Here is a 23662-nt window from a genome sequence, read left to right on the forward strand (position 1 = left end):
GCGAAATCATGCAAGATAACGAGCGGTTATCCTTACAGCACAAGCTGTGGAATTCATTAAACCAGAAGCTGATGCATGTGTTGATTGTTCAGATGGAACAGCTTGGAGATGTTGGAACGATGGCAGGAGCTTCGCACTGCACTTCTTATCCTGGTGTGCTTCCTGCATACCAACGATGGATGGACCACACGCTTCACATTCTTCAGCGTAACCCGGAACTCGGTGAATTTGAACGAAGCAACATTTGGTCTGATTGGGAGGAGCACAAGGAGCGCTGGATTACACAGCCAGAAATGAGAGCAAGGGTGGAGCTTGCTGAGGTGATGATCCGGGCACTGCCCGACATTGTTACAGGCAAACAGTCCGCAACAGAGATCATGTTTCCGGGTGGCTCCATGTCAAGAGTCGAGGGAATATACAAACAAAATTCAATTGCTGATTATTTCAATGCACTGCTTGCAGATGAGGCCGCCAAGCTGATCAGGGATTTCTCCGGGCATGGCAATCGCAAGATCCGCATTCTTGAAATCGGCGCTGGAACTGGAGGAACAAGCTCCATGCTGTTTCAAAAGTTCGAGCCCTACCGTGAACTTATTCAGGAATACTGTTACACGGACGTCTCCAAATCTTTTCTACAACATGCAAGGAAACAATATGGACCGCATTATCCCTACCTTACGTACAGCCTGCTCAATATTGAAGAGCCTTTGCATTCTCAGGGAGTTGAAGCGGGACGATATGACCTGGTCGTGGCTACCAACGTGCTGCACGCCACACGTCAGATCCGCAATACTTTGCGCAATGCCAAAGCGTTGTTGACCTTGAATGGTAAACTGCTAATCAACGAAATTATTGAGGATTCCCTGTTTAACCATGTTACGTTTGGCTTGCTGACCGGATGGTGGCTGTTCGAAGACGAACAGGTGCGTATTCCCGGCACTCCGCTATTGCATCCGAATCAGTGGAAAACGGCACTCGAACTGGAGGGTTACTTTGACATAGAATTTCCCGCATCCAACGCCGAAGGACTGGGCCAGCAAATTATAAGCGCAGCGAGTGACGGAATAGTCCGGCAGAAACACATCTTTTCATCAGCGACTCAGATGCTGCCAGCGGCGGGAAAGGAAGAGCCTCTAAAGCCACAAGAGACTATTACAGTTCAAGAACCAGAACCAGCCTTAAACGCGTTAAACTCGAAAAACCCTGCTGTAGATGACAGGGAATTAAAACAAGCATGTATGATGTATTTACAAAAGATGATCGGTGCCATTCTGGATGTAGAACCAGAGCAAATCGATCCCGCGGAAGCTCTAGAAATGTATGGACTGGATTCAATTCTCATCATCCAGTTAACTGAGCAGCTAAATAAGGAAATGGGGGAGCATGTGAGCAGCGTGCTCTTTTTTGAATATACAACTCTTGACGCACTGGTCAATCATTTTGTGGAAAAGCGCAAGTTTGAGCTGATCTCGATGCTTGGGTTAACGGAAATGCAACAGGAATCGATAACAGAGCCTGAACTGAAAATTGGTGATTTTTCGGCAGAAGCTGCTACTCACCTAACTGATCGTTACAAGCAGCAACAACCCTCTGAGGCAACAGGTGAAGTAGCCATCATCGGGCTTGCCGGGCGTTACGCTCAGGCTGATGATATGGCAGAATTTTGGGACAATTTGATGCAGGGCAAAAATTGTATTACAGAAATACCTTCACAACGTTGGGATTGGAAAACTCACTATCATTCGGAGAAAGGACAAAAAGGAACGTCTTACAGCAGGTGGGGAGGATTTATTCGTGGTATCTATCACTTTGACCCGTTGTTCTTCCATATTTCTCCTAAAGAGGCCGAACAAATGGACCCTCAGGAGCGGCAGTTCCTGCAAACGGTCTATGTTGCCATCGAAGATGCGGGTTATACGCCTCAGGCTCTTGCCGATGCGGGTACAGTTGGTGTGTACGCAGGTGTAATGAATGGCAACTATCCTACGGGAGCTTCCTTTTGGTCCATAGCCAATCGGGTATCCTACACGTTTAATTTCACGGGGCCAAGCCTGGCCGTGGATACGGCATGTTCTTCCTCCTTGACGGCCATTCACCTGGCAATGGAAAGTCTGCGCAACGGCACCTGTGACGTAGCCATCGCAGGCGGTGTGAATCTGATCGTTGACCCTGTTCATTATGTCAGGTTATCCGAAAAAACCATGCTGACTCCAGACAACGAGTGCAGTCCTTTTGGAGAGGGAGCCAACGGTTTTGTGGACGGGGAGGGTGTTGGTGCATTACTGCTCAAACCGCTTCATCTGGCGGAGGCCGACGGGGATTTTATTTACGGCATCCTTAAAGGAAGCATGATTAATGCAGCGGGTAGAACAAAAGGGTACACCGTGCCCAATCCCGGCCAGCAGGCAAAGGTGATCAGCGAAGCCATCTCACGATCTGGCGTAGATGCCCGGACCATCAGTTATGTTGAGGCACATGGCACCGGCACTGCACTGGGTGACCCGATTGAAATCGAAGGCTTGCGCAGGGCATTTGAGAAACATACCGCGGATAGACAATTTTGCGCGATCGGCTCGGTGAAGTCGAACATTGGCCATGCCGAGAGTGCGGCTGGCATCGCCGGGGTCAGCAAAATATTGCTGCAAATGCGTCACGGTTGCCTGGTGCCTTCACTGCATGCAGAGAGCAGCAACCCGAATATCCGGTTCAGTCAAACCCCATTTCACGTTCAGCAGCACATGACTCCATGGATTCGTCCCGTACTGGATACACCTGAAGGCATGCGCGAATATCCACGGATTGCGGGTATCTCCTCATTCGGGGCAGGCGGTGCCAATGCCCATGTCATCCTTGAGGAATACAGGACGGATAACAAGGTGGGCCAGAAATCGATGATGGCAGGGGATTCCAATGCACCGGTAATGATCGTTTTATCGGCAAAAACCGAAGATCGCCTCAGGATAAAGGTGAGACAGCTTGTACAATCCGTTAAGGACAACGCTTATACGGACATACATCTCGCCCGGATCGCCTACACACTGCAAACCGGAAGAGAAGAGATGGAATGCAGATGCGCTTTCACGGCGTATACCATCAAGGAGATGGTAAGCAAATTGCAGGCGTATCTCAACGAGGAAACGGCACATGAACAGATATTCACCGGAGAGATCGACATTGAACGGAATGACAATCGACTTGTAGACGATGACGATATGCAGGAGCTGGCATCCAGCTGGATGCGCAAACGAAAAACAGTTCGGCTTCTGGAGCAATGGGTTCGCGGAATGAAGTTGGATTGGCACCAATGGTATGGAACGGTTAAACCACAGCGAATCAGCCTGCCGGGATATCCTTTTGCGGAAGAACATTACATGATACCTTCTTTATCCTCCTCCTCATCGGGGAATGAAGGCTTTGAAGCCACAAACGTCGTAGCGCGAAGCCAGCCAGAATGGCTGCATCCGCTGCTGCATAAAAACACCAGTTATTTGGGCAGTCAGCGGTTTAGCTCACGTTTTACCGGAAACGAATCATTTCTGCGTGATCATCAAGTAAGAGGGGTGAGCATATTACCCGGAGCGGCTCAACTGGAGATGGCTGCAGCAGCTCTACGGCATTCCCTGCCGCCCGAAGAACATAACAGACAGCAAAACAGAAACGATCATATTCGTCTGCATGATCTGGTATGGTTGCATCCCGCATCTGTAGAGGATCAGCCGTTGTCTGTACATCTTGAATTGCAGGCCGAGCGACACCAACAGGGGTACCGGTTTGAAATTACAAGCAATACGAAGGCTGAGGCTCCATCCGTATTATGCAGTCAAGGATTCGTTTCCCTAATTCACTCCACAGGGGACACGCCTGTATTCCAACCTGCTGATTGGCATAAGCGTCATGGCAACAAGACCGTTCCACCTGAGAGAGGATATGAATTTTTTTCTCGAATAGGTCTGGTTTATGGAAGCACTCACCGCTGCATCTCACATTTGTATACAGGACAGCACAGCGTTATGGCACGACTAGCCATGCCATTGTCTGGTACAGAAAGTCTGAAGGAATACGGACTCCACCCATCCATGCTAGATTCGGCTTTTCAGGCCTGTCTGGCACTTGCTATGGATTTGAGTCAGTTGAGCAAGGAAGAAGGTCTTTCGCCTGAGCCCTGGCTGCCATATGCACTGCAACAAGCAGAGATTTACAGACCATGTTCTTCTGTTATGTGGGTAGAAGTCCGTTATACTGCGGGCAGTGGTCCTGGGAATTCCATGCCTCGTTATGATCTCACGCTCTATAGTGATGATGGATTGCTTTGCGCAAAGTTTGAAGGTTTGGCGTTACGGAAGTGGGCAGCCACGCCCCAATCCCAGCAGGATTGGACCGGAGAGGAAGTTGGCTTGACTAATCCGTTTGGGGATCATTTCAATAATCTGCATGCCCTGGAGCCCTGGACACAAGATCTGACCATGTCGGCGGCAGCGGCAGCAGCTGAAAATAATGCTAAACTGGCCGTTCTTACAACGGTATGGGCCCCTTTCCCATTAGAGCAGCAATCATCAAGTGAAGACGTTTCCGGCACTGAGGCGTTTTCGGCGGGAAAACTTCTGATTCTCTGCGAAAATGCCGACATGAACATTCGGTTCCCGAGAGGGGATGATTTTCGACAGATTGTCTTTCCGAGACAGGCATCTGTGGCACAGATGGTGGATATGCTTGCTGCCGAAGGAGATTGCGATCATATGATCTGGCATTGTCGCCCCGGTATGTCCGAGAATCACATGACAGAAACAAACAGGGAAGAGCAGGAAAGCTTCGTACCCGAACTTACTCGTTTTTTCAGATTTGTCAAAAGCCTTCTGCACCTGGGATATGGCTCCAGAAGTCTTCACCTCACGGTCGTTACAACGAATGCGCAAGCGCTCGCCTTCGATGATACGATCGATCCGGACCAGGCTGCTATTCATGGGTTGACGGGTTCACTTGCTAAGGAATATGCGCATTGGTCCATTCGCGTCATTGATCTGAATGGTGGCGAAATTCTCCCAATGGATGCTATTGCAGATATGACCCCGGACCCCCACGGAAACGCATATGTGTGGAGGGATCAGGAATGGTATCGCCAGGAATTGGTGCCTATAGAATACGATTCCGTTCCACTAGCCGCTTATCGGCAGGGAGGGGTCTATTTGGTTATTGGCGGAGCCGGAGGAATTGGCGAAGTCTGGACACGTTATATGATTGCGACCTACAACGCCCAAGTGATCTGGCTAGGAAGAAGTCCCCTTAGTCCCAAGATTCGCCATAAAATCGAACAGTTGGGCCAGTTAGGGCCGGAACCTCTATATATCCAGGCAGACGTTTCGCTCCCCGGTCGTCTGGAACAGGCTTATGAGTCTGTCATAAAGCGGTATGGACAGGTGAATGGAATAATCCACTCTGCACTAGTGTTGTCTGACAGAAGTTTGGCGCGTATGGATGAGGAGATTTTCAACAACGTGCTGTCAGCCAAAGTTCAAATTAGTGAACAAGTGAATGCATTAATGAGTCGACTTCGGAAGCAACCCGATTTTGTCTTGTTTTTCTCTTCGCTGAACTCCTTTATGAAACTGCCAGGTCAGGGCAACTATGTAGCTGCCTGCTGTTATGCCGATGCCCTGGCCTCGCAGATGAACAGGAAATGGCCTGGACGGATCAAAGTGGTCAACTGGGGATATTGGGGCAGTGTTGGTTCGGTCGTATCTGAGCAGGTAAGGCAAAGCATGCATCAGAAAGGCATTGGTTCTATTGAAGCTGAGGAAGCCCATCCCATTCTGGAATGGCTGATGTCAGGTTCCCTGCAACAGGCCGTCATACTCAAGATGACCCGCAAACCCGAAATGCTTGTACTAAATGAAAATCAAATGTTAACGGTATATCGTTAGACCAAGTGCACATTGACCGATATGCAAAGGGAGTGTAGTAGATGATCATTACAGAACATATGGATTCGGTTCAGGAGCAGATGAGCAGCATCGAACGGCTTCTTATTCGGTTATTATGGGGCCAGCTGCACAATGCGGGATGTATGGACGAACATTTTGTGTTTGAAAAGTTTGAAAAAACGGTTCGCCCATTCTATCAGAAATGGCTGAATGAAAGTCGCTTGATGCTTGCCGAATATGCCCAGGAGTTGCCTGGTCCGGTTGAAAGCCTCCAATCAGAAGAGATTGCGGCATGGACCCGGTTATCCTGGGAGGCATGGGAGAGCAGACTTCCGGGCTGGACCTCACATCCCGATGTGCGCGCTTATGCGAGATTGGCCGATTCGATGATTCGTGCTCTTCCGGACATTCTCAAAGGACATAGGGCCGCTACCGAGGTGATGTTTCCCGACTCGTCGATGCATATGGTTGAAGGTATTTATAAACACCATGCCATTGCCGATTATTTCAACGGAACTCTTGCGGAACAGGCGCTGAGCGTAATCAATGAATTGACGTCCGAGATCACAGGACACAGGAAAGTAAACATTCTGGAAATTGGCGCCGGTACGGGAGGCACAAGCGAAGTCGTTTTTGAAAAGTTAAAACCCGTCGCACACAAAATACAAGAATACTGTTATTCGGATATATCCCGTGCCTTTCTCATGCATGCTGAGCAGCAGTATGGACCCTCAGTACCCTATTTGACATACAAAATTGCCGATTTGAAAATTCCTTTTGCCGAGCAAGGCATTGAACCGGGTAGGTACGATCTCATTATTGCGAGCAACGTACTGCATACCACTCCGGATATCCGAGACACACTTCGCATGATCAAGGCATCACTCAAAAAGGATGGACAATTGCTGTTAAACGAGATTACGCGCAAAACCGTAATAAATCACCTGACCTTTGGACTGCTGGAGGGTTGGTGGCAATACACGGATGAGAATGTCCGCATCCCGGGGTGTCCGGCCTTGTCGGCCGCAAACTGGAAAAAAATGCTTCAGCGGGAAGGCTATCATTCCGTTCATTACCCGTCAGCACAGGCAGACCGCTATGGACAGCACATAATAGCCGCCAAAAGTGACGGTATCGTCATTCGCGCTAACGGTTCTGCACCTGTTGTTAAAAACGTTTTTCAACCCAGTCATCCTGCCGATATCCTACACCAGAACGAATCGTTCTATGAACAGGAGCAGCCCGCTGCGGATCATGGGATCATCACCACGGAGATGACTGAACAGTTTGTGAAAAAGGCGATCCGTGAAAGCATCGCAGAGGACCTCAAGATGGAACAGTCCAGAATCCAGAACAATCGCAGCTTCTCGGACTATGGCGTCGATTCCATTATTGCCGTCCATCTGGTCAACGTGCTTAATCAGAAGTGCCAACTGACCTTGCAGACGACCGTGCTGTTCGACTATAACAATGTGGATCGTCTGACAGAACACATTTTGCAGGAATACGGAAAAACGATCGAATCACTGCTCTTGCAGAGTCAGTCTAGGGAGCCAGAACCGGCAGCTGCAATAGCATCAGATACAGCAACAACCATTTTCCAGGGCACATCGCTGCCTTCCGAATCTGTCAATTATGCATCAGTTCCCTTTGTAGATAGCAGCAACGCGAAAGCACCTAATACACGAATCAATGACAAGACCTCGGGGTCTTATTTTTATCGGACACATATTGGCAGCCCCTCGGAGATCAACGATCTTCAGCTTCATCAGACCCTTGTGCAGGAGTTGTTGCCTGACGAAGTGCGTATTTCGGTCAGAGCGTTTTCCCTGAATTTTGGGGATTTACTCTGTATTCGGGGTCTGTATCCGACCATGCCGCCGTATCCTTTTACACCAGGCTTTGAGGCAGCTGGTATTGTAGTCGAAACAGGTTCCTCCGTTACAACGGTAAAAACCGGCGATGAAGTAGTGTTCTATGCAGATGCCTCTCTCGGAGCGCATGCCACCGCCATTACGTGTAAAGCAGAGCAAGTGTTTGCCAAACCTGATCGGCTTACTCATGAGGAAGCTTGCTCGCTGCCCGTCGTAGCCATGACTGTCATTGCCGCCTTCCGCAAAGCCAATATTCAACCCGGCGAACGGGTTCTAATCCAAACGGCAACCGGAGGTGTCGGACTTGTAGCCATTCAGCTTGCCCGCCATTTTGGTGCAGAAATTTTCGCCACGGCCAGCATGCAGCACAAGCTTGATTATTTGCAGGAAATGGGCGCAAGCTATGTAATCAACTATGCCACTACGGACTTTGAACAGGAAGTAGAGCGGCTCACGAACGGAGAAGGAGTACACGTCATTCTGAATACCCTGCCAGGCAAGGCACTGCAAAAAGGATTAAACTGTCTCGCGCGGAACGGAAGATACATCGAGATTGCAATGACAGCTCTCAAAAGCGCCCATGCGATCAACCTGTCGGGACTCAATCACAACCAGAGCTTCTATAGTCTGGATCTGCGCAAGCTAGGCATGGAACAGCCTGAAATGCTCGAGGAATACAGGCAAGAGATGATGCAGTGGGTAGAAAAAGGGGTCATCCGTCCCCTGATCGGTCAGACATTCCCGATGGACAGATTGCAGGAAGCCTATCGCTGTATGGATCAACGAAAAAATATCGGAAAAATTGTCATTAACGTGCCGGAATATATGCGCTATCAGCCTGCCACTGCTGCTCTTCCAGTCGATTCTGCCGGTGTCACTACTCGAGTCCGGATTGAAAGTGACGGATTGGGAAACAAAAGCGAAGAGCTGACAACATATGAGCCGGTGGCGATCATTGGCATGAGCGGCCGATTTGCGGGTTCGCGCGACGTAGCGGAATTGTGGTCGCATCTCGAAAAGGGAGATGACCTGATCCAACACGAGCAGCGCTGGAATCTTGCCAAGCATTATGGAGCTGATGTTTCCTTTTGCGACCAGGGCAGCTTTTTGGATAATATTCATGCGTTTGATCCGCTCTTTTTTAACATTTCCGGGCAAGAGGCTGCCTACATGGACCCTCAGCAACGGATTTTTCTGGAGGAAGCCTGGAGAACATTCGAGGATGCCGGTTATGCCGGCGACTCGATGCAGGGCCGTAAATGCGGCGTATACGTTGGCTGTACGGAAATGGATTATGGACAGCTGATGGGTGAACAGCCTCCGGCTCAGTCGTTCTGGGGGAAAGCCGGGTCCATCATTCCAGCCAGGATTGCCTATTATCTCGATTTGAAAGGTCCTGCCATTGCGGTAGATACCGCCTGCTCCAGCTCATTGGTGGCAATTCATCTGGCATGTCAATCGCTCTGGGCGAGGGAAACGGAAATGGCGCTTGCGGGCGGGGTATTTATTCAATCGACTCCCCAGTTCTATATGGATGCCAACCGTGCAGGCATGCTCTCAACCACCGGGCGATGTCGTACGTTTGATGAACGGGCAGACGGTTTTGTGCCAGGAGAAGGAGCTGGAGCGGTTCTGCTGAAGCCGCTCAGTGATGCTGTACGTGATGGAGATCACATACATGGCGTAATTCGCGGAACAGGCATCAATCAGGATGGTACGACCAACGGAATTACTGCACCAAGTGCCAAATCACAGACCGCTTTGGAGAAACAGGTCTATGATCGCTTCGGTATTGATCCGGCAAGCATTCAGCTGGTAGAGGCGCATGGAACCGGAACCCGGCTCGGGGACCCGATCGAGTTCCAGGCGCTCACTAACGCATTTTCGTCATATACGGATCAGAAGCAATACTGTGCGCTGGGCTCCATCAAAACCAATATCGGGCATCTGGCAACCGCTGCGGGCATTGCCGGATTGATCAAGGTTTTGCTTTCCTTGCGTCACAAGCGCATCCCAGCTTCACTGCATATGGAAAAGCCCAATCCCAACATTACATTCGGGGACAGCCCTTTTTATGTCAATACGGAGACCAAGCCATGGGACACCGAAAAAGGCCAGAAGAGAAGGGCTGCGATCAGTTCATTTGGATTCAGCGGAACCAATGCCCATATGGTCATTGAGGAGGCACCCCCGCGTCCGGCTGCCAGCTCCGACCTGCGGCCCGGATATCTGATTGCACTGTCAGCCCGTACCGCGGATCAACTACGTCAGCAAGCTGAGCAGTTTGTGTCCTATGCAAAAGTAAACTCCGCGGTGGAAAGTCTGCACATGAGTTATACCTTACTTACAGGCAGACCTCATTTGGCCCATCGAATGATCTGCATTGCCCGCAACGGGGAGCAGCTTGTAGATCAGTTGAGTGAGTGGCTTGCAAAAGGGGAGAGCAATTCAGTAACCAGCGGGTTCGTTAATCGAAACGAACAACGCGGCAACGCCTCGTTGAAACGATACGCCACCGAATGTATAAGGCAGTGCCGGGAAACGGAGGATTCCTCTGTTTATCTGGAACATTTGTCAGCCCTCTGCGAAATGTATGTACAGGGCTACGATCTTTCATTTGACAAGCTGTTTCCAATATCTGCACAGCGTATCCCGCTCCCGACTTACCCCTTTGCAGGGGACGACTACTGGGTACCGGCACGTGAAGATACTCAGCAGGTTAAACAACCGCCGAGTGCCGAACATGCTTTTGGAACAGTGCTGCATCCACTGGTTCACAGAAACACATCCAGCGTGAAGCAATTGCAATATTCGTCCGCTTTCAGCGGTCAGGAATTCTTTTTCAAGGATCACTTGGTGAAGGGAATGAAGGTGCTTCCGGGTGTAGCTCATTTGGAGTGGGTATGCTTTGCAGCAGATACGGCATGGGGTGAGTTCTCGGATTCGAGGATGATTCGCTTGAGAAACGTGATCTGGTCTGCCCCGTTGATTCTGAATGAAACATCAGCGTCCTTTGCCATCCGTTTTCGTCCTGTCGAGCAGACAAAGGAAGACGAAACGATGCACTTTGAAATTGTTCAGGAGCAGGGAAAGGAAAGCGATCAATATAAACAAGTATACAGTCAAGGCCAAGTTATGCTCGCCAAGCTTCCTGCCCAAATGGAGCGGGATATTCAAACCGAACTTGCGGCTTGCACACCCAGCCCGGTCCATGCCGAAGCATTCTACGCTGCATCCGCTCAAACGGGCATTGTCCTTGGGCCGGGCTTGCGCGGGATACAGTCTGTATATGTTGGGCAGGATCGTGTCATAGCACACTTGTCACTCCCGCAATCTCTGACTGCTTCGGGTGAAGATTATATTCTTCATCCGAGCTTGATGGACTCAGCACTTCAGGTCACCATCGGATATCTGCTCGGCATTGTGACTGACCAAGCTGCCTCAGGCAGGCCTGCGCTGCCGTTTGCGCTGGAGCAGTTGGATATTCTGGGCTCCTGCTCAGCGGAGATGTGGGCGGTTGCCACGTACAGTTCAGGAAACAGCCGGGACAGCAAAATTCACAAGCTGGACGTAGATCTGTGTGACATGAACGGAGTGGTACGTATACGCATGACCGGATTTACACCGCGTGTTCTGGAGAAAGATTTCGATACACAGAAGGAAGAAAACGTGAGGCCGATTCTAATGGCGCCGGAATGGAAGCCGCTTGAGATCTCTTCCGACCAATCAGCCGCTAAGTACAACAGTCATCTGATCTTGATTTCGGATCACTTTACAGGGCAGCTATCTTCATTGCGTGAATCGTTTCCTCACGCCCGCTGCGAACGACTGGCAACGGACATATTTGCATCCGTAGAGCGATTTGAGCAAGACAATGCATTGCTGCACCCGCTTGCAAGCTTTTTTACTGAGTCAGCTGCACACCTGCTCGAAGAAATTAGGCAAATAGTGAACACGGAAACCGGAAGTACACTTATTCAGCTCGTTATTCCTTTCGAGGAAGAGGGGCAGGGCGGTCTGCTCAACGGCCTTGCCGGGATATTATTGACGGCTTCTAGAGAGCATCGACAGTTAACATGTCAGCTCATTCAGCTGCACTCCTCCATACAAACAGGAGAACTGATTGATAAAATGGCTTCTGAGAGCCGTCATTCAGAAAACGTAATTGCCCGCTATCCGGCTTCCGGCATCAGGCAGACAAGAGTCTGGCAGGAGTTGTCTGCTCACTCCGCTGGCAATTCATTTTCCTGGAAAGACGGTGGGGTATATCTGATAACCGGAGGCATCGGAGGAATCGGATTAGCTTTGACACGTACGCTTGTCAGTCAGATCAGGAATGCCACGATTCTGTTAAACGGCCGCTCGACTCCAAACGCAGAGCAGCAGGCCCATCTTCAACAGCTTCAGTTGAACGGAAATCATGTACTTTACAGGAAAGCGGACATCACTTCACGTGAAGCAGTTCAGAGACTGGTACAGGAAATTCAGTCTGATTATGGTGAGCTGAACGGCATTATTCATGCGGCAGGTGTCGTGAAAGATCGTGCCTTACGGCACAAAGATTCAGAAGAACTGCGATCCGTCTTGGCTCCCAAAGTGGACGGTACGATATGGATCGATGAATCGACCGCCCACATGGCGCTCGATTTTTTTGTCCTGTTCTCTTCATTGGCTGCTGTGACAGGTAATCCGGGTCAAGCGGATTACGCCTGTGCGAATGCCTTTATGGATGCCTATGCCACATACCGAGATGGGCTGGTTCGGAACGGACAGCGTAACGGCACAACGCTGGCAATCAACTGGCCGCTCTGGAGGGAAGGACGCATGCAACCAGGGGCAGTAGCGGAACAGAAAATTCGCCGCCAATGGGGAATGCACCCGATGGACACCTCTATCGGAATCAAATTGCTGCATATGGCCATGAACAGCGGTTCATCCCAAGTGTTGGCTTTTTACGGTGAGCCGGACGTATTTCTGTCAGGTGTGATGTCAGATTCCGCAGGTTCGGTGGATCAGCCATCGGTATCGAACGTGTCAAAAACTCCTTCACAATCCATGACGTCTGTTGCCGTCCCAGGCGACGTCCCCGAGTCGCAAAAACGAACATGGCCAACCGGGGATGAGCGAAAACGTCTGCTCGTTTCCAAAGTCCAAGACGCTTTAACGGATCATATGTCTGAGTTGTTGCAGGTAAACCGGACCGACATCTTTCCAGATGTGGAATTTGGCGAATATGGATTTGATTCCATTTCGTTTACCGATTTCGCCGGTATTCTCAATGAGAACTATGCGCTTAAACTTACACCTACTGTTTTCTTTGAGCACTCCACCTTAAGGTCTTTAACAGGACATCTTGTCGGAGCCTATCCGAAACAGTGGGATGCACTTTTGCCAGAGATGCACATGGATACCGAGGGACTGCATACTGATGACTCATCACAGGAGAAGGAAACAGAAGATTCCTCTGAGCAGAAAGAGCAAATGGGAGGTTCAATAATATCCTCCGAACGCCATCGAGAATCCAACCTGCCTGAATCCGATCATCAAAATCATAAGGAACCGGAACCCATCGCTATTATTGGCATGAGCGGCCGATTTCCGATGGCGAAGGACATTGACGCCTTATGGAATAACCTGCTTCAGGGACGGGATTGCATCTCAGAGATTCCACCCGATCGGTGGGACTGGAGAGCCTATTACGGAGATCCCGATCAGGCTCACAACAAAACCAACATCAAATGGGGCGGATTTATGGAGGGTGTCGCCGACTTTGATCCTGGCTTCTTTGGCATTTCCCCGCGTGAAGCGGAATTGATGGACCCGCAGCAGCGGCTTTTGATGATGTATGCCTGGAAAGCAATTGAAGATGCGGGCTATGCACCACCGAGCTTGTCCGGTTCAAGAATGGGCATCTTTGTTGGCACTGCGAGCAGCGGGTATCATCGTCTGTTGGCACAGGCGGATACCATAATCGAAGGATATACTTCGACAGGCCATGTCGCTTCCGTAGGTCCTAACCGAATGAGCTTTTTCCTGAATGTACACGGTCCAAGCGAACCCGTGGAGACGGCATGCTCCAGTTCGCTGGTGGCACTTCACAGGGCTGTTCAGGCGATACGAAATGGAGACTGTGATACTGCTATCGTGGGTGGAGTTAATACCATTCTGGACCCGGACTATCATATCAGTTTCAATAAAGCGGGTATGCTGAGTCCAGATGGACGTTGTAAAACGTTCTCCGATGAGGTTAACGGATATGTACGTGGAGAAGGCGTTGGCATGATTTTTTTGAAAGGGTTACGGGCCGCTGAGCAAGCAGGTGATCACATATATGGTTTGATTCGTGCTACGGATGAAAATCACGGTGGACGGGCCGCATCACTCACCGCACCGAATCCGCGAGCACAGGCCGACTTGATTAAATCCGTATATTCAAAGGCTGGTGTGCACCCTTCTACCATAGGATACATTGAGGCTCACGGAACAGGCACGCCACTTGGTGATCCTATTGAAATTAATGGCTTGAAGATCGCGTTTCAGGAGACTCTTGCAACCGCAGAACCAAATATAACAACCTCAGCCTCCTGTGGACTGGGCTCCATCAAAACCAACATTGGGCATCTGGAGCTTGCTGCGGGCATTGCGGGGGTCATTAAGGTACTACTGCAAATGAAATACAAAACGCTTGTGAAGACAGTTCATTATCAGAGACCTAACCCTTACATTCAATTGGAAGGAAGTCCTTTTTATATCGTTGATGAGAACAAGTCATGGGAAGCGCTCAATGACTCTGCCGGAAGAACGCTGCCAAGACGTGCAGGAGTGAGTTCCTTCGGCTTCGGAGGTGTAAATGCCCATGTGCTGCTTGAAGAGTATATTCCGGCTGAATCGGTAGACAATTCTGACCGGACCGATCATCCAGCTCACCGGGACTCAATGAACAAAGCTACTTCGGTATGCATCGTACTGTCAGCCAAAACCGAAAAAAGACTTCAGGAGCAGGCTCGGCAATTGCTGGCGGCGTTGCAATCGGGACGATATGAGGATTGTCATCTGCCTCAGCTCGCGTACACACTTCAGACAGGGCGTGCGGCGATGGAAGAGCGACTGGCTTTGGTGGCAGATTCCATTGCTGAAATAGAAGACCGGCTGGACGCTTATATTCATGATCCGGAGAAAGCCGAAAACATCTATCTCGGCAAAATAAAGTCCCACAGAGCTTCGATCGCTGCACTGGCAGAGGATGCCGATATGCAGGAAACGGTAAAAAGCTGGGTCCGCAAACGCAAGTATGGACAGCTGCTGGATCTTTGGGTGAAAGGTCTGGATGTTCCGTGGTCTGAAGGTTACACGGAAAGGACACCCCAGCGAATCAGCCTGCCCACTTATCCGTTTGCCACAGAACGTTATTGGGTGCCTGAACAGAAGGAGCGAGAATCAGGACAACCTGTACCGACATCTTATCTTCACCCGCTTCTCCAGCGAAATACATCGGATCTGCAAGGGATTCGTTTCAGTTCAGAGTGGAGCGGACAGGAATTTTTTCTAAACGATCATGTTATTCACAATCGTAAAATCATGCCAGGGGCCGCCTGCCTCGAAATGGCCCGGGCAGCGGTGGAACAGGTTATTCCGACAGATACATCCCGGCAGGACAGGGTCATCGTTTTTCGCGACATCTACTGGACTGTGCCGCTGGGGATGGAACTGCATTCAGTCACACCGGGCAGGTTACAGGCGGAATTGAGATTAACTCCGCTGGATGCGGGGGAGATCCGTTATGAAATAACCAGCGGGGAAAACAATCCGAGATCCGTAAGATCCGAACCATCCAAACGAAATGTACATCATTTAGGAACGATTTCGACGTCCACTCGTCAAACCTCATCCTATCCAACGATCAATCTGGAATCCTTGCTGTTGCAATGTGGAAAACAAACGATGACGGCAGCTGAATGTTATCGTTTCTTTGAGCAGTCCGGCCTGTATTATGGACCGGGTCATCAGGGGATTCAGCGTCTTCATATCGGAGAGGGACAAGTCATCGCACAGTTAAGACTACCGCCGTCTCTTGCATCCACGGCTGAGGAGTACGGACTGCATCCGGCTCTGGTGGATTCAGCTATACAGGCATGCATCGGATTGCCGCAATTCAAGGAAGGCGGAGTTACCCCTTTTTCCTTGGATCAGGCTGTAATCTATCGAGACTGCCCGGATTCCGTCTGGGCATGGGTGCGTCTTTTGCCAGGACAGGATTCTTCCGGAACGGCTAGCAAAGTGCAGATCGATCTGTGTGACGACCAGGGAACAATAGTCCTGCAACTTAGAGGGCTGACGATTTTGCACAGACCGTACCCCGGGGAATCATCCGATGTTATTCAGGAAGAGTCCAATACATTTGCGAAGCCACTACCGGATGAAACAATAGCTTACGCCACCTCGGAGAAGCAGACACTGACACCAATTCCGCTCTCGGGAGCGATGACTTATGCGCCAAGTTGGAGAGAAGTATCGACCAATCCCGATGTAACCGAACCTATGTCCATGTCTTTCGGTAGTTCGGGGATTATCGTAGGCGGGACGTCGAGGCAGCAGGACGTTATTCAGCAATGGCATCCCGGCCTGCGACTTATTACGGTTGAAGGGGATGCACCAGAAACAAAACTGGAACTCGAGTTAAAGCGCCATGGCGTAATCAGCCGTCTGATCTGGATTGTACCGCCCTCAAGCATCGTTCAGGGGCCGGAGCATGCTGCGGAAGTGATCAACGAGCAGAACCAGGGATTGTTTCAGACATTTCTCCTTATTAAAGTCTTGTTGAATCTGGGCTACGACGCACGCAGACTCGATCTGACCATCATAACGGAGAAGGCCTGCAACGTATCGGCTGGAGAAACGATCTATCCTGCGCACGCCGGAATTAGCGGACTTACAGGTTCCCTCGCCAAAGAAATGCCGGATTGGAGGGTCTGCCATCTGGATGCGGATGATGTCCATGACATCGGAGCGCATCCCGAATGCCATTTTCCAGGGATATGGGATGGGAATACGCGCGCCTGGCGGAATGGAAAAGGGTATGAAAGTGTACTGGTGAACGTCTGCTCTACAGGTGACACGCATGAAGCATTTAGAAAAAATGGCGTCTACGTCGTTATTGGCGGTGCGGGCGGCATTGGGGAAGCATGGAGTGAATATATGATTCGGCGCTATCAGGCGCGGCTTATCTGGATTGGCCGAAGGGCGGTCGATGCACGGATCGGAGAGCTATGCAGACGCCTTGGCGAATTGGGAACCGAACCGTTGTATATTTCTGCGGATGCATCCGACAAACACAGCTTGCAGGAGGCATACCGCCAGATCAGATCATTGGTACCAGCCATTCACGGGGTTGTCCATGCTGCAGTAGGCCTGATGGATCAAAGTCTGTCTCAGATGACTCCAGATTATTTCCGCAATGTATTGTCATCCAAGCTGGATGCCAGTGTGAATATGATGAACGTTTTTGGACAGGAGCCTCTGGATTTCATGCTGTTTTTCTCCTCCATGAGCTCGTTCACCACACCAGCTGGGCAAGCTGGATATGCCGCCGGATGTGCCTTTATCGATGGCATGAGCGCTGCAGCACAAGCCTGGAAATTCCCTGTAAAAGTGATGAATTGGGGTTACTGGGCTGAGACCGGTATCGCCAGTCAGGTGCCTGCCACTTTCAAGCAAAGACTGAATCAGTCGGGAATTGGCTCCATACATCCTGAGGATGCCATGCGGGCGCTGGAACTGCTGATGGCAGGAGGCAAGCATCAACTGGCGTTCATTCAGACGGACAAACCAGGGGCAGTGGAAGGCACAGCGTCTGATCGTATGTTTATGGTTGCGCCTGAAGCAAAGCAAGTAGGACGCCATCAGCTCATGAATCGAATTTCTGGGCAACAACTCAACGTGAAGCCGATTCAACAAAAGTGGGCCGCCTTTAACGATGAATTCGAGTCGATGCTGGCCGGACTACTGTCGATTCAGTTACAGCAGATGGCCTCAGCTGATTCGACAAACCGTCCTGTTGCCATCTATGATCGCTGGATGAAGGAAAGCAAAAAGCGTATAGAGCAGTATACCTTGTCGAAACAGTCTCTTGTTTCTGACTCGATGTGGTCTGCATGGGAGCAGCGTATGAATCACTGGCTGCTGGACCCGGATTTTGCGCCTCAGGTTAAGTTAGTCGACCAGATGATACGCAGCCTGCCGGAGATTGTCAGAGGAGAGCTGGCTGCGACCAATATCATGTTCCCCGACGGAGCAATGGATATGGTGCAGAACATTTACAAGCATAATTCAGCAGCAGACTATTTCAACGAAATACTTGCCGATACCGTCGCAGCGTACCTCGCCGAGCGACTTGAATCCAATCCAAAGGCCAGCTTGCGTATTCTTGAAATCGGTGCCGGGACAGGAGGAACGACCGAAAAGGTGCTTGAGCGGATAAAACCTTTTGCCTCCTCTATTGCAGAGTATGCATACACGGACATCTCGAGAGCATTCCTGCTATATGGAGAAAAAACTTATGGGGAAAATCACCCTTATCTGAACTGCACCATGCTGGATATCGAAAAACCTCCTGCCGATCAATCTTACGATCTGGGGAGTTATGATCTGGTCATCGCAGCCAATGTTCTTCATGCTACCCGGAACATCAGACGCACCTTGGGTCACGTACACCATCTGTTAAAACAAAACGGCCTGCTTCTGCTGAATGAATTGACCCACAGCTCACTGTTTAGCCACCTGACATTTGGTTTGCTGGAAGGCTGGTGGCTCTATGAAGATGATGATATCCGTATCGGGGGCTCCCCTATTCTTGGCAAGCAGCAGTGGCAGAAGACGCTACAAGAAGCCGGGTTTGGACAGGCAATGCTGCCAGCTGAACCAGGTGAGAGCCTTGGGCAGCAGATCATCACCGCCTTCAGCGACGGATATATATCCATGGTCATACCTTCGCCGGAGGCCAGGTCCAATCATGAGCCGATTACTTCTGAAAACATATCGGTCATGAACATGGACAAAATGCAGACAGAACAACTGTCACAGTCAGAGTCAGAACTGGATTCCGATCAGATGTGGCAGGCCAGCCTGACATTTTTCAAACGTCTGGTCGGAGAGGTTATTCGAATGTCACCTGAACACATCGATGAGTCCGAACCGATGGAGGCTTACGGCATCGATTCCATCCTGATTGTTCAACTGACAAATCAGTTGCGCAAACATTTTGACGGCGTAAACACCACGCTGTTTTTTGAGCACAAAACACTTGCATCATTAATTCATTATTTTATGAAACAGCACAGACAGAAGCTGTTGGCGGCGGCTCTACCGAATCTGCCGGAAAAAGAGCCGGAACAAACGCACGAATCCCTTATTCAGCCAACCGTATCAGCAGTGGAAAGGACGATGCAGGAGCCCGTTTTAGATCCGGTAAAGCCTGTACCCATCACGGCAGCTCTCCACTTGGCTGCCAATGAACCGATTGCCATTATTGGCATCAGCGGCAAATATCCGCAGGCAGATAATCTGGAACAGTTCTGGGACAACCTGATTGCAGGCAAGGACTGCATCACGGAAATTCCCGAAGAACGCTGGTCACTTGAAGGATTCTATGAACCGGATCGCAAGGAAGCCGCGCGCAAAGGCAAAAGCTACAGCAAATGGGGCGGCTTCATTGAAGGATACGCCGATTTTGATCCGCTGTTCTTCCAGCTCTCTCCACGAGAGGTCATGAACATGGACCCACAGGAAAGGCTCTTTTTGCAAACCGTATGGGAAGCGCTTGAAGACTCGGGCTATACAAGGGAGCAGATGGATCGACAGTACAATGGCAAAGTAGGGGTGTTTGCTGGCATTACCAAAAGTGGTTTCAACCTTTACGGCCCGCCACTATGGAATGAAGGCAGTGAATGGTTCCCGCAGACCTCGTTCAGTTCCGTCGCAAACCGGGTTTCCTATTTGCTAAACCTCCATGGTCCCAGCATGCCGGTGGATACGATGTGCTCCTCTTCACTCACGGCTATCCATGAAGCATGTGAAAGCATTCGCCGCGGCGAATGTGAGGCAGCGATTGCAGGCGGGGTGAACCTGTATCTGCATCCTTCAAGCTATGTTGCCTTGTGTGCCCAGCAGATGCTGGCAGCGGACGGTAAATGCAAAAGCTTCGCTCAGGAGGCAGACGGTTTTGTACCCGGGGAAGGCGTCGGGGTGGTTATCCTGAAACAACTTTCCAAAGCCGTTGAAGATGGGGATCAGATCCATGCCGTCATCCGCGGAACCCACATTAACCACGGCGGCAAGACAAATGGGTATATGGTCCCCAATCCTGCAGCACAGGGAGACCTGGTTCGGGAGACGATCAACAAGGCAGGCATTGACGCCCGCTGGATCAGCTATATCGAGGCTCATGGAACCGGGACAAGCCTGGGCGATCCGATTGAAATGGCCGGACTTGCCCGAGCGTTCCGCCAGGATACGCAGGATAAAGGATACTGTTCCATTGGGTCACTGAAAAGCAACGTTGGACATATGGAATCGGCTGCTGGAATTGGCGGACTTACCAAGATTATTCTTCAATTGAAACATGGTCAGATTGCACCCAGCCTGCATGCCGAAGAGTTGAACAGGGAAATCGACTTCAAAAACACGCCGTTTATCGTACAGCAGAGGGCGAGTGATTGGTCAAGACCGATGGTTGAGGTGGACGGACAGATGCGGGAAATACCGCGCATTGCTGGTGTATCCTCATTTGGCGCTGGGGGCGCAAATGCTCATGTAATCGTTGAAGAATACATTCCTGCTCAGGCTCAGCCTTCTTTTCCTGTGATAAAAAGCTCTTCTGGCAGGACTGAACGTAAGTCGGAGCAACCGGTAATGATCGTTTTGTCTGCCCGAAATGAAGAAAGGCTGGTTGCTGTGGCGGAGAAACTTCTACTATATATTAGCCGCCGATCATTCGATGATCAGATGCTAGCCAATCTGGCCTATACACTTCAAACCGGCAGAGAGGCAATGGAGGAACGTTTGGCTTTTACAGTAAGCACGTTACGAGAACTGATCGATAGACTTGTTACCATTCAAACCGGAAAGTTAAAACAAGCCATTCCCGGGATATACAGAGGACGGGTTAATCGAACCTCGTATACGCCTTTAGACACCGAGCAAGAAGCGAACAAACCTGCTTCTGAGGATGTCAGACTGGCGATGATACAAGTTAACGTGGATCGATTGCTGGAATTATGGGTGAATGGCGCGAAGTTGGACTGGAAGCAAATATATGGTGCAATTACGCCAGGCAAAATGAGTCTGCCTACCTATCCGTTTGAGCGGGAAAAATATTGGCTGCCTGACGCTAAGAGAATGTTGCTGTCTGTTGCTAATACCACTGAGGCAGATTCCCGAAATACCATTATGCTTCATCCGATGCTTCACCATAATACATCCCTGTTATCGGAGCAGCGCTTCACCTCACGGTTCAACGGTGATGAATTTTTCCTGTCAGACCATCAGGTCGGAACCTATCGGGTACTTCCGGGAGTTGCCTATTTGGAAATGGCTCGCGAGGCTGTGAAACGCTCTATAGAACATGCTGATTCCCTACCAGAGGTGATTGTGCTGGAAAATATCATCTGGGGCAGACCCGTGATAATCGCCGCTCAGGCTACCGACGTTCATGTGCGTTTGTATACGGAAGAGCAGGGAGACATTCACTATGAAGTCTACACTCAAGATGCGTCAGCCCAGTTGCTGCACAGTCAGGGTTTGGCTTTGCTGAAAGCCGAATCTCAAGACTTAAGGCTGAATCTGGCAGAAATACGAAACAAATGCATCAAACCGTGGACAGCGGATGAATGCTATCAGGCATTTGAACAGATGGGACTGCATTATGGCACAGCCATGCGAGGGATCGAAACAGTCTACACGGGAGAAAACGCGGTGCTGGCCAAACTTGCTCTGCCTGCCCGGGTAAGGGACTCCGCTCGTGACTTCGTCCTGCATCCGTCCATGGCAGATGCGGCTTTGCAGTCCGCCATTGGATTGCTGCTTGCACATTCGATGCCTGATGAACCCAGACTGCAAACAAGTCCAAGTCCGCTGCTTCCTTTTGCACTGGAGCGAGTCGTTTTCCGCCGTCCTTGCACAGCCCACATGTGGGCTTATATTCGCTACAGTAAGGGACATAAACCATCTTATTCACTGCAAAAGCTGGACATCGACTTGTGTGATGAAGAAGGAAATGTATGTGTGCAATTCGAGGGCTTCACCAGCAAACCATTGAAGGGAGAGATTCACATGGGGAAAATATCATCTCCAAACGAATCACAAACACTGATGTTTGCAAAAGAGTGGAAGGAGCAGGAAGCGGTAGTTGTGCCTGAGGTGGTATACAGTCGTCATATCGTCATGTTATCCGGCCCTTGGACAGAGCAGGAACACGTCTTGGCTGCCAACCTTCCGAATGTGCAGTATGTATCCCTTGGTCCAGACCCGGCGGATCGGGCTGGTCATTCCGACTTGATGGATGAGCAATACTTGTTTGCTGTCAAGAAGGCCTATCGTTATGTGCAACAGTTGCTCAAAGCTAGACCGGAAGGTGCTGTACTCATTCAACTGCTGGTTGCCAAGCGGGCACAGTACAACTTATTCGGAGGATTATCTGCCTTGCTGAAAACGGCTGAATTGGAAAATCCGAAAATCATCATTCAAATCATTGAAGCAGATGATCTTCAGAGCACCGAACGAGTGGTGCAGATTCTAACGGAAAGCAGTCAAAGCGCTGGCGACACACATATCCGCTATCAGAACGATAAAAGATATACATCATTGTGGAAAGAGGTCGGATCTTCACATTCATCCTTTGTCGAGCTGCCTTGGAAAAATCGAGGCGTGTATCTGATTACAGGTGGTCTGGGAGCAATCGGATCTATCATAGCGGAGCATATCGCCGAGCAGGCGGAACATCCCGTGCTTATCCTTACGGGGCGCTCGGAACCGGATGAATCAGATCACCAGCGAATGGCGTTGCTGGAACAGATGGGGGCAGAGGTCATCTATCGGCGTTCGGATGTCTCGAAGAGGGAAGCTGTAGATGAACTGATGCTGGAAATCAACCGAAACTACGGCGAATTGCATGGAATTATTCATAATGCAGGCCTAATTCGCGACAGCTATATGATCCGAAAGGAGCTTGATGACATCGAGCAGGTGCTGGCTCCAAAAGTCGCTGGAACGGTTCATTTGGATGAAGCAAGCCAGTATTTCAAGCTGGACTTTTTTGTATTATTTTCCTCGCTAGCCGGGGTACATGGCAATGTGGGTCAAGCCGATTATGCGGCAGCGAATGCGTTTATGGACGAATATTCCAAATACCGCAATGAACGTGTCCAGCAGGGAGAACGTCACGGGTTTACACTCGCCATTAATTGGCCCTTGTGGGAAGAGGGCGGTATGCATATGAATGATCATGTGAGACAGAACATGGAGCGAATATCAGGAGCGGCTCCACTGGAGCGTACAAATGCGATGCGATCTCTCCAGCAGACACTGCATGAGAGAAGGTCACCTGTAGTCGTTATGCAGGGGCAGGCTGATCAAATACGAAGCTTCATGGGTATTTCCGGAACAGCACCGATTATGAATACGGAGGAAGCATACAACCGTTCCGATGACGAGAATTACCTCCACCTTGTAGAGAAAATTCGCAGCGGCGAATGTACCCTTGATCAGCTAATGCATCTCAAGTAGTGGTAATTGCTTTGCTTGCTTCCAAGCCGATTTTTAAGACTTTCGCGAAATGCGGATTAACTTTTTCAGCAATGATATCGATTGACGTTTTTC

Annotated in this window: 2 protein-coding genes; both read left to right on the plus strand. The window is 50.2% G+C overall.

All coding sequences use genetic code 11. The features are described from left to right. Positions 1-8: 8 nt before the first annotated feature. A complete protein-coding gene (locus MKY66_RS16225) occupies positions 9-5918 on the plus strand; it encodes a type I polyketide synthase (RefSeq protein ID WP_076216843.1) in 5910 nt (1969 codons plus the stop codon). Positions 5919-5959: 41 nt separating this feature from the next. Further along, a complete protein-coding gene (locus tag MKY66_RS16230) occupies positions 5960-23569 on the plus strand; it encodes an SDR family NAD(P)-dependent oxidoreductase (protein ID WP_076216842.1) in 17610 nt (5869 codons plus the stop codon). Positions 23570-23662 lie beyond the last annotated feature (93 nt).

The sequence above is a fragment of the Paenibacillus sp. FSL R5-0766 genome, assembly GCF_037971845.1.
Classification (GTDB): domain Bacteria; phylum Bacillota; class Bacilli; order Paenibacillales; family Paenibacillaceae; genus Paenibacillus.

What these genes read in the sequence shown, in the direction of transcription:
- MKY66_RS16225 (WP_076216843.1), top strand. Translation starts at nt 9, where the DNA reads ATGCAAGATAACGAGCGGTTATCCTTACAGCACAAGCTGTGGAATTCA.
- MKY66_RS16230 (WP_076216842.1), top strand. Translation starts at nt 5,960, where the DNA reads ATGATCATTACAGAACATATGGATTCGGTTCAGGAGCAGATGAGCAGC.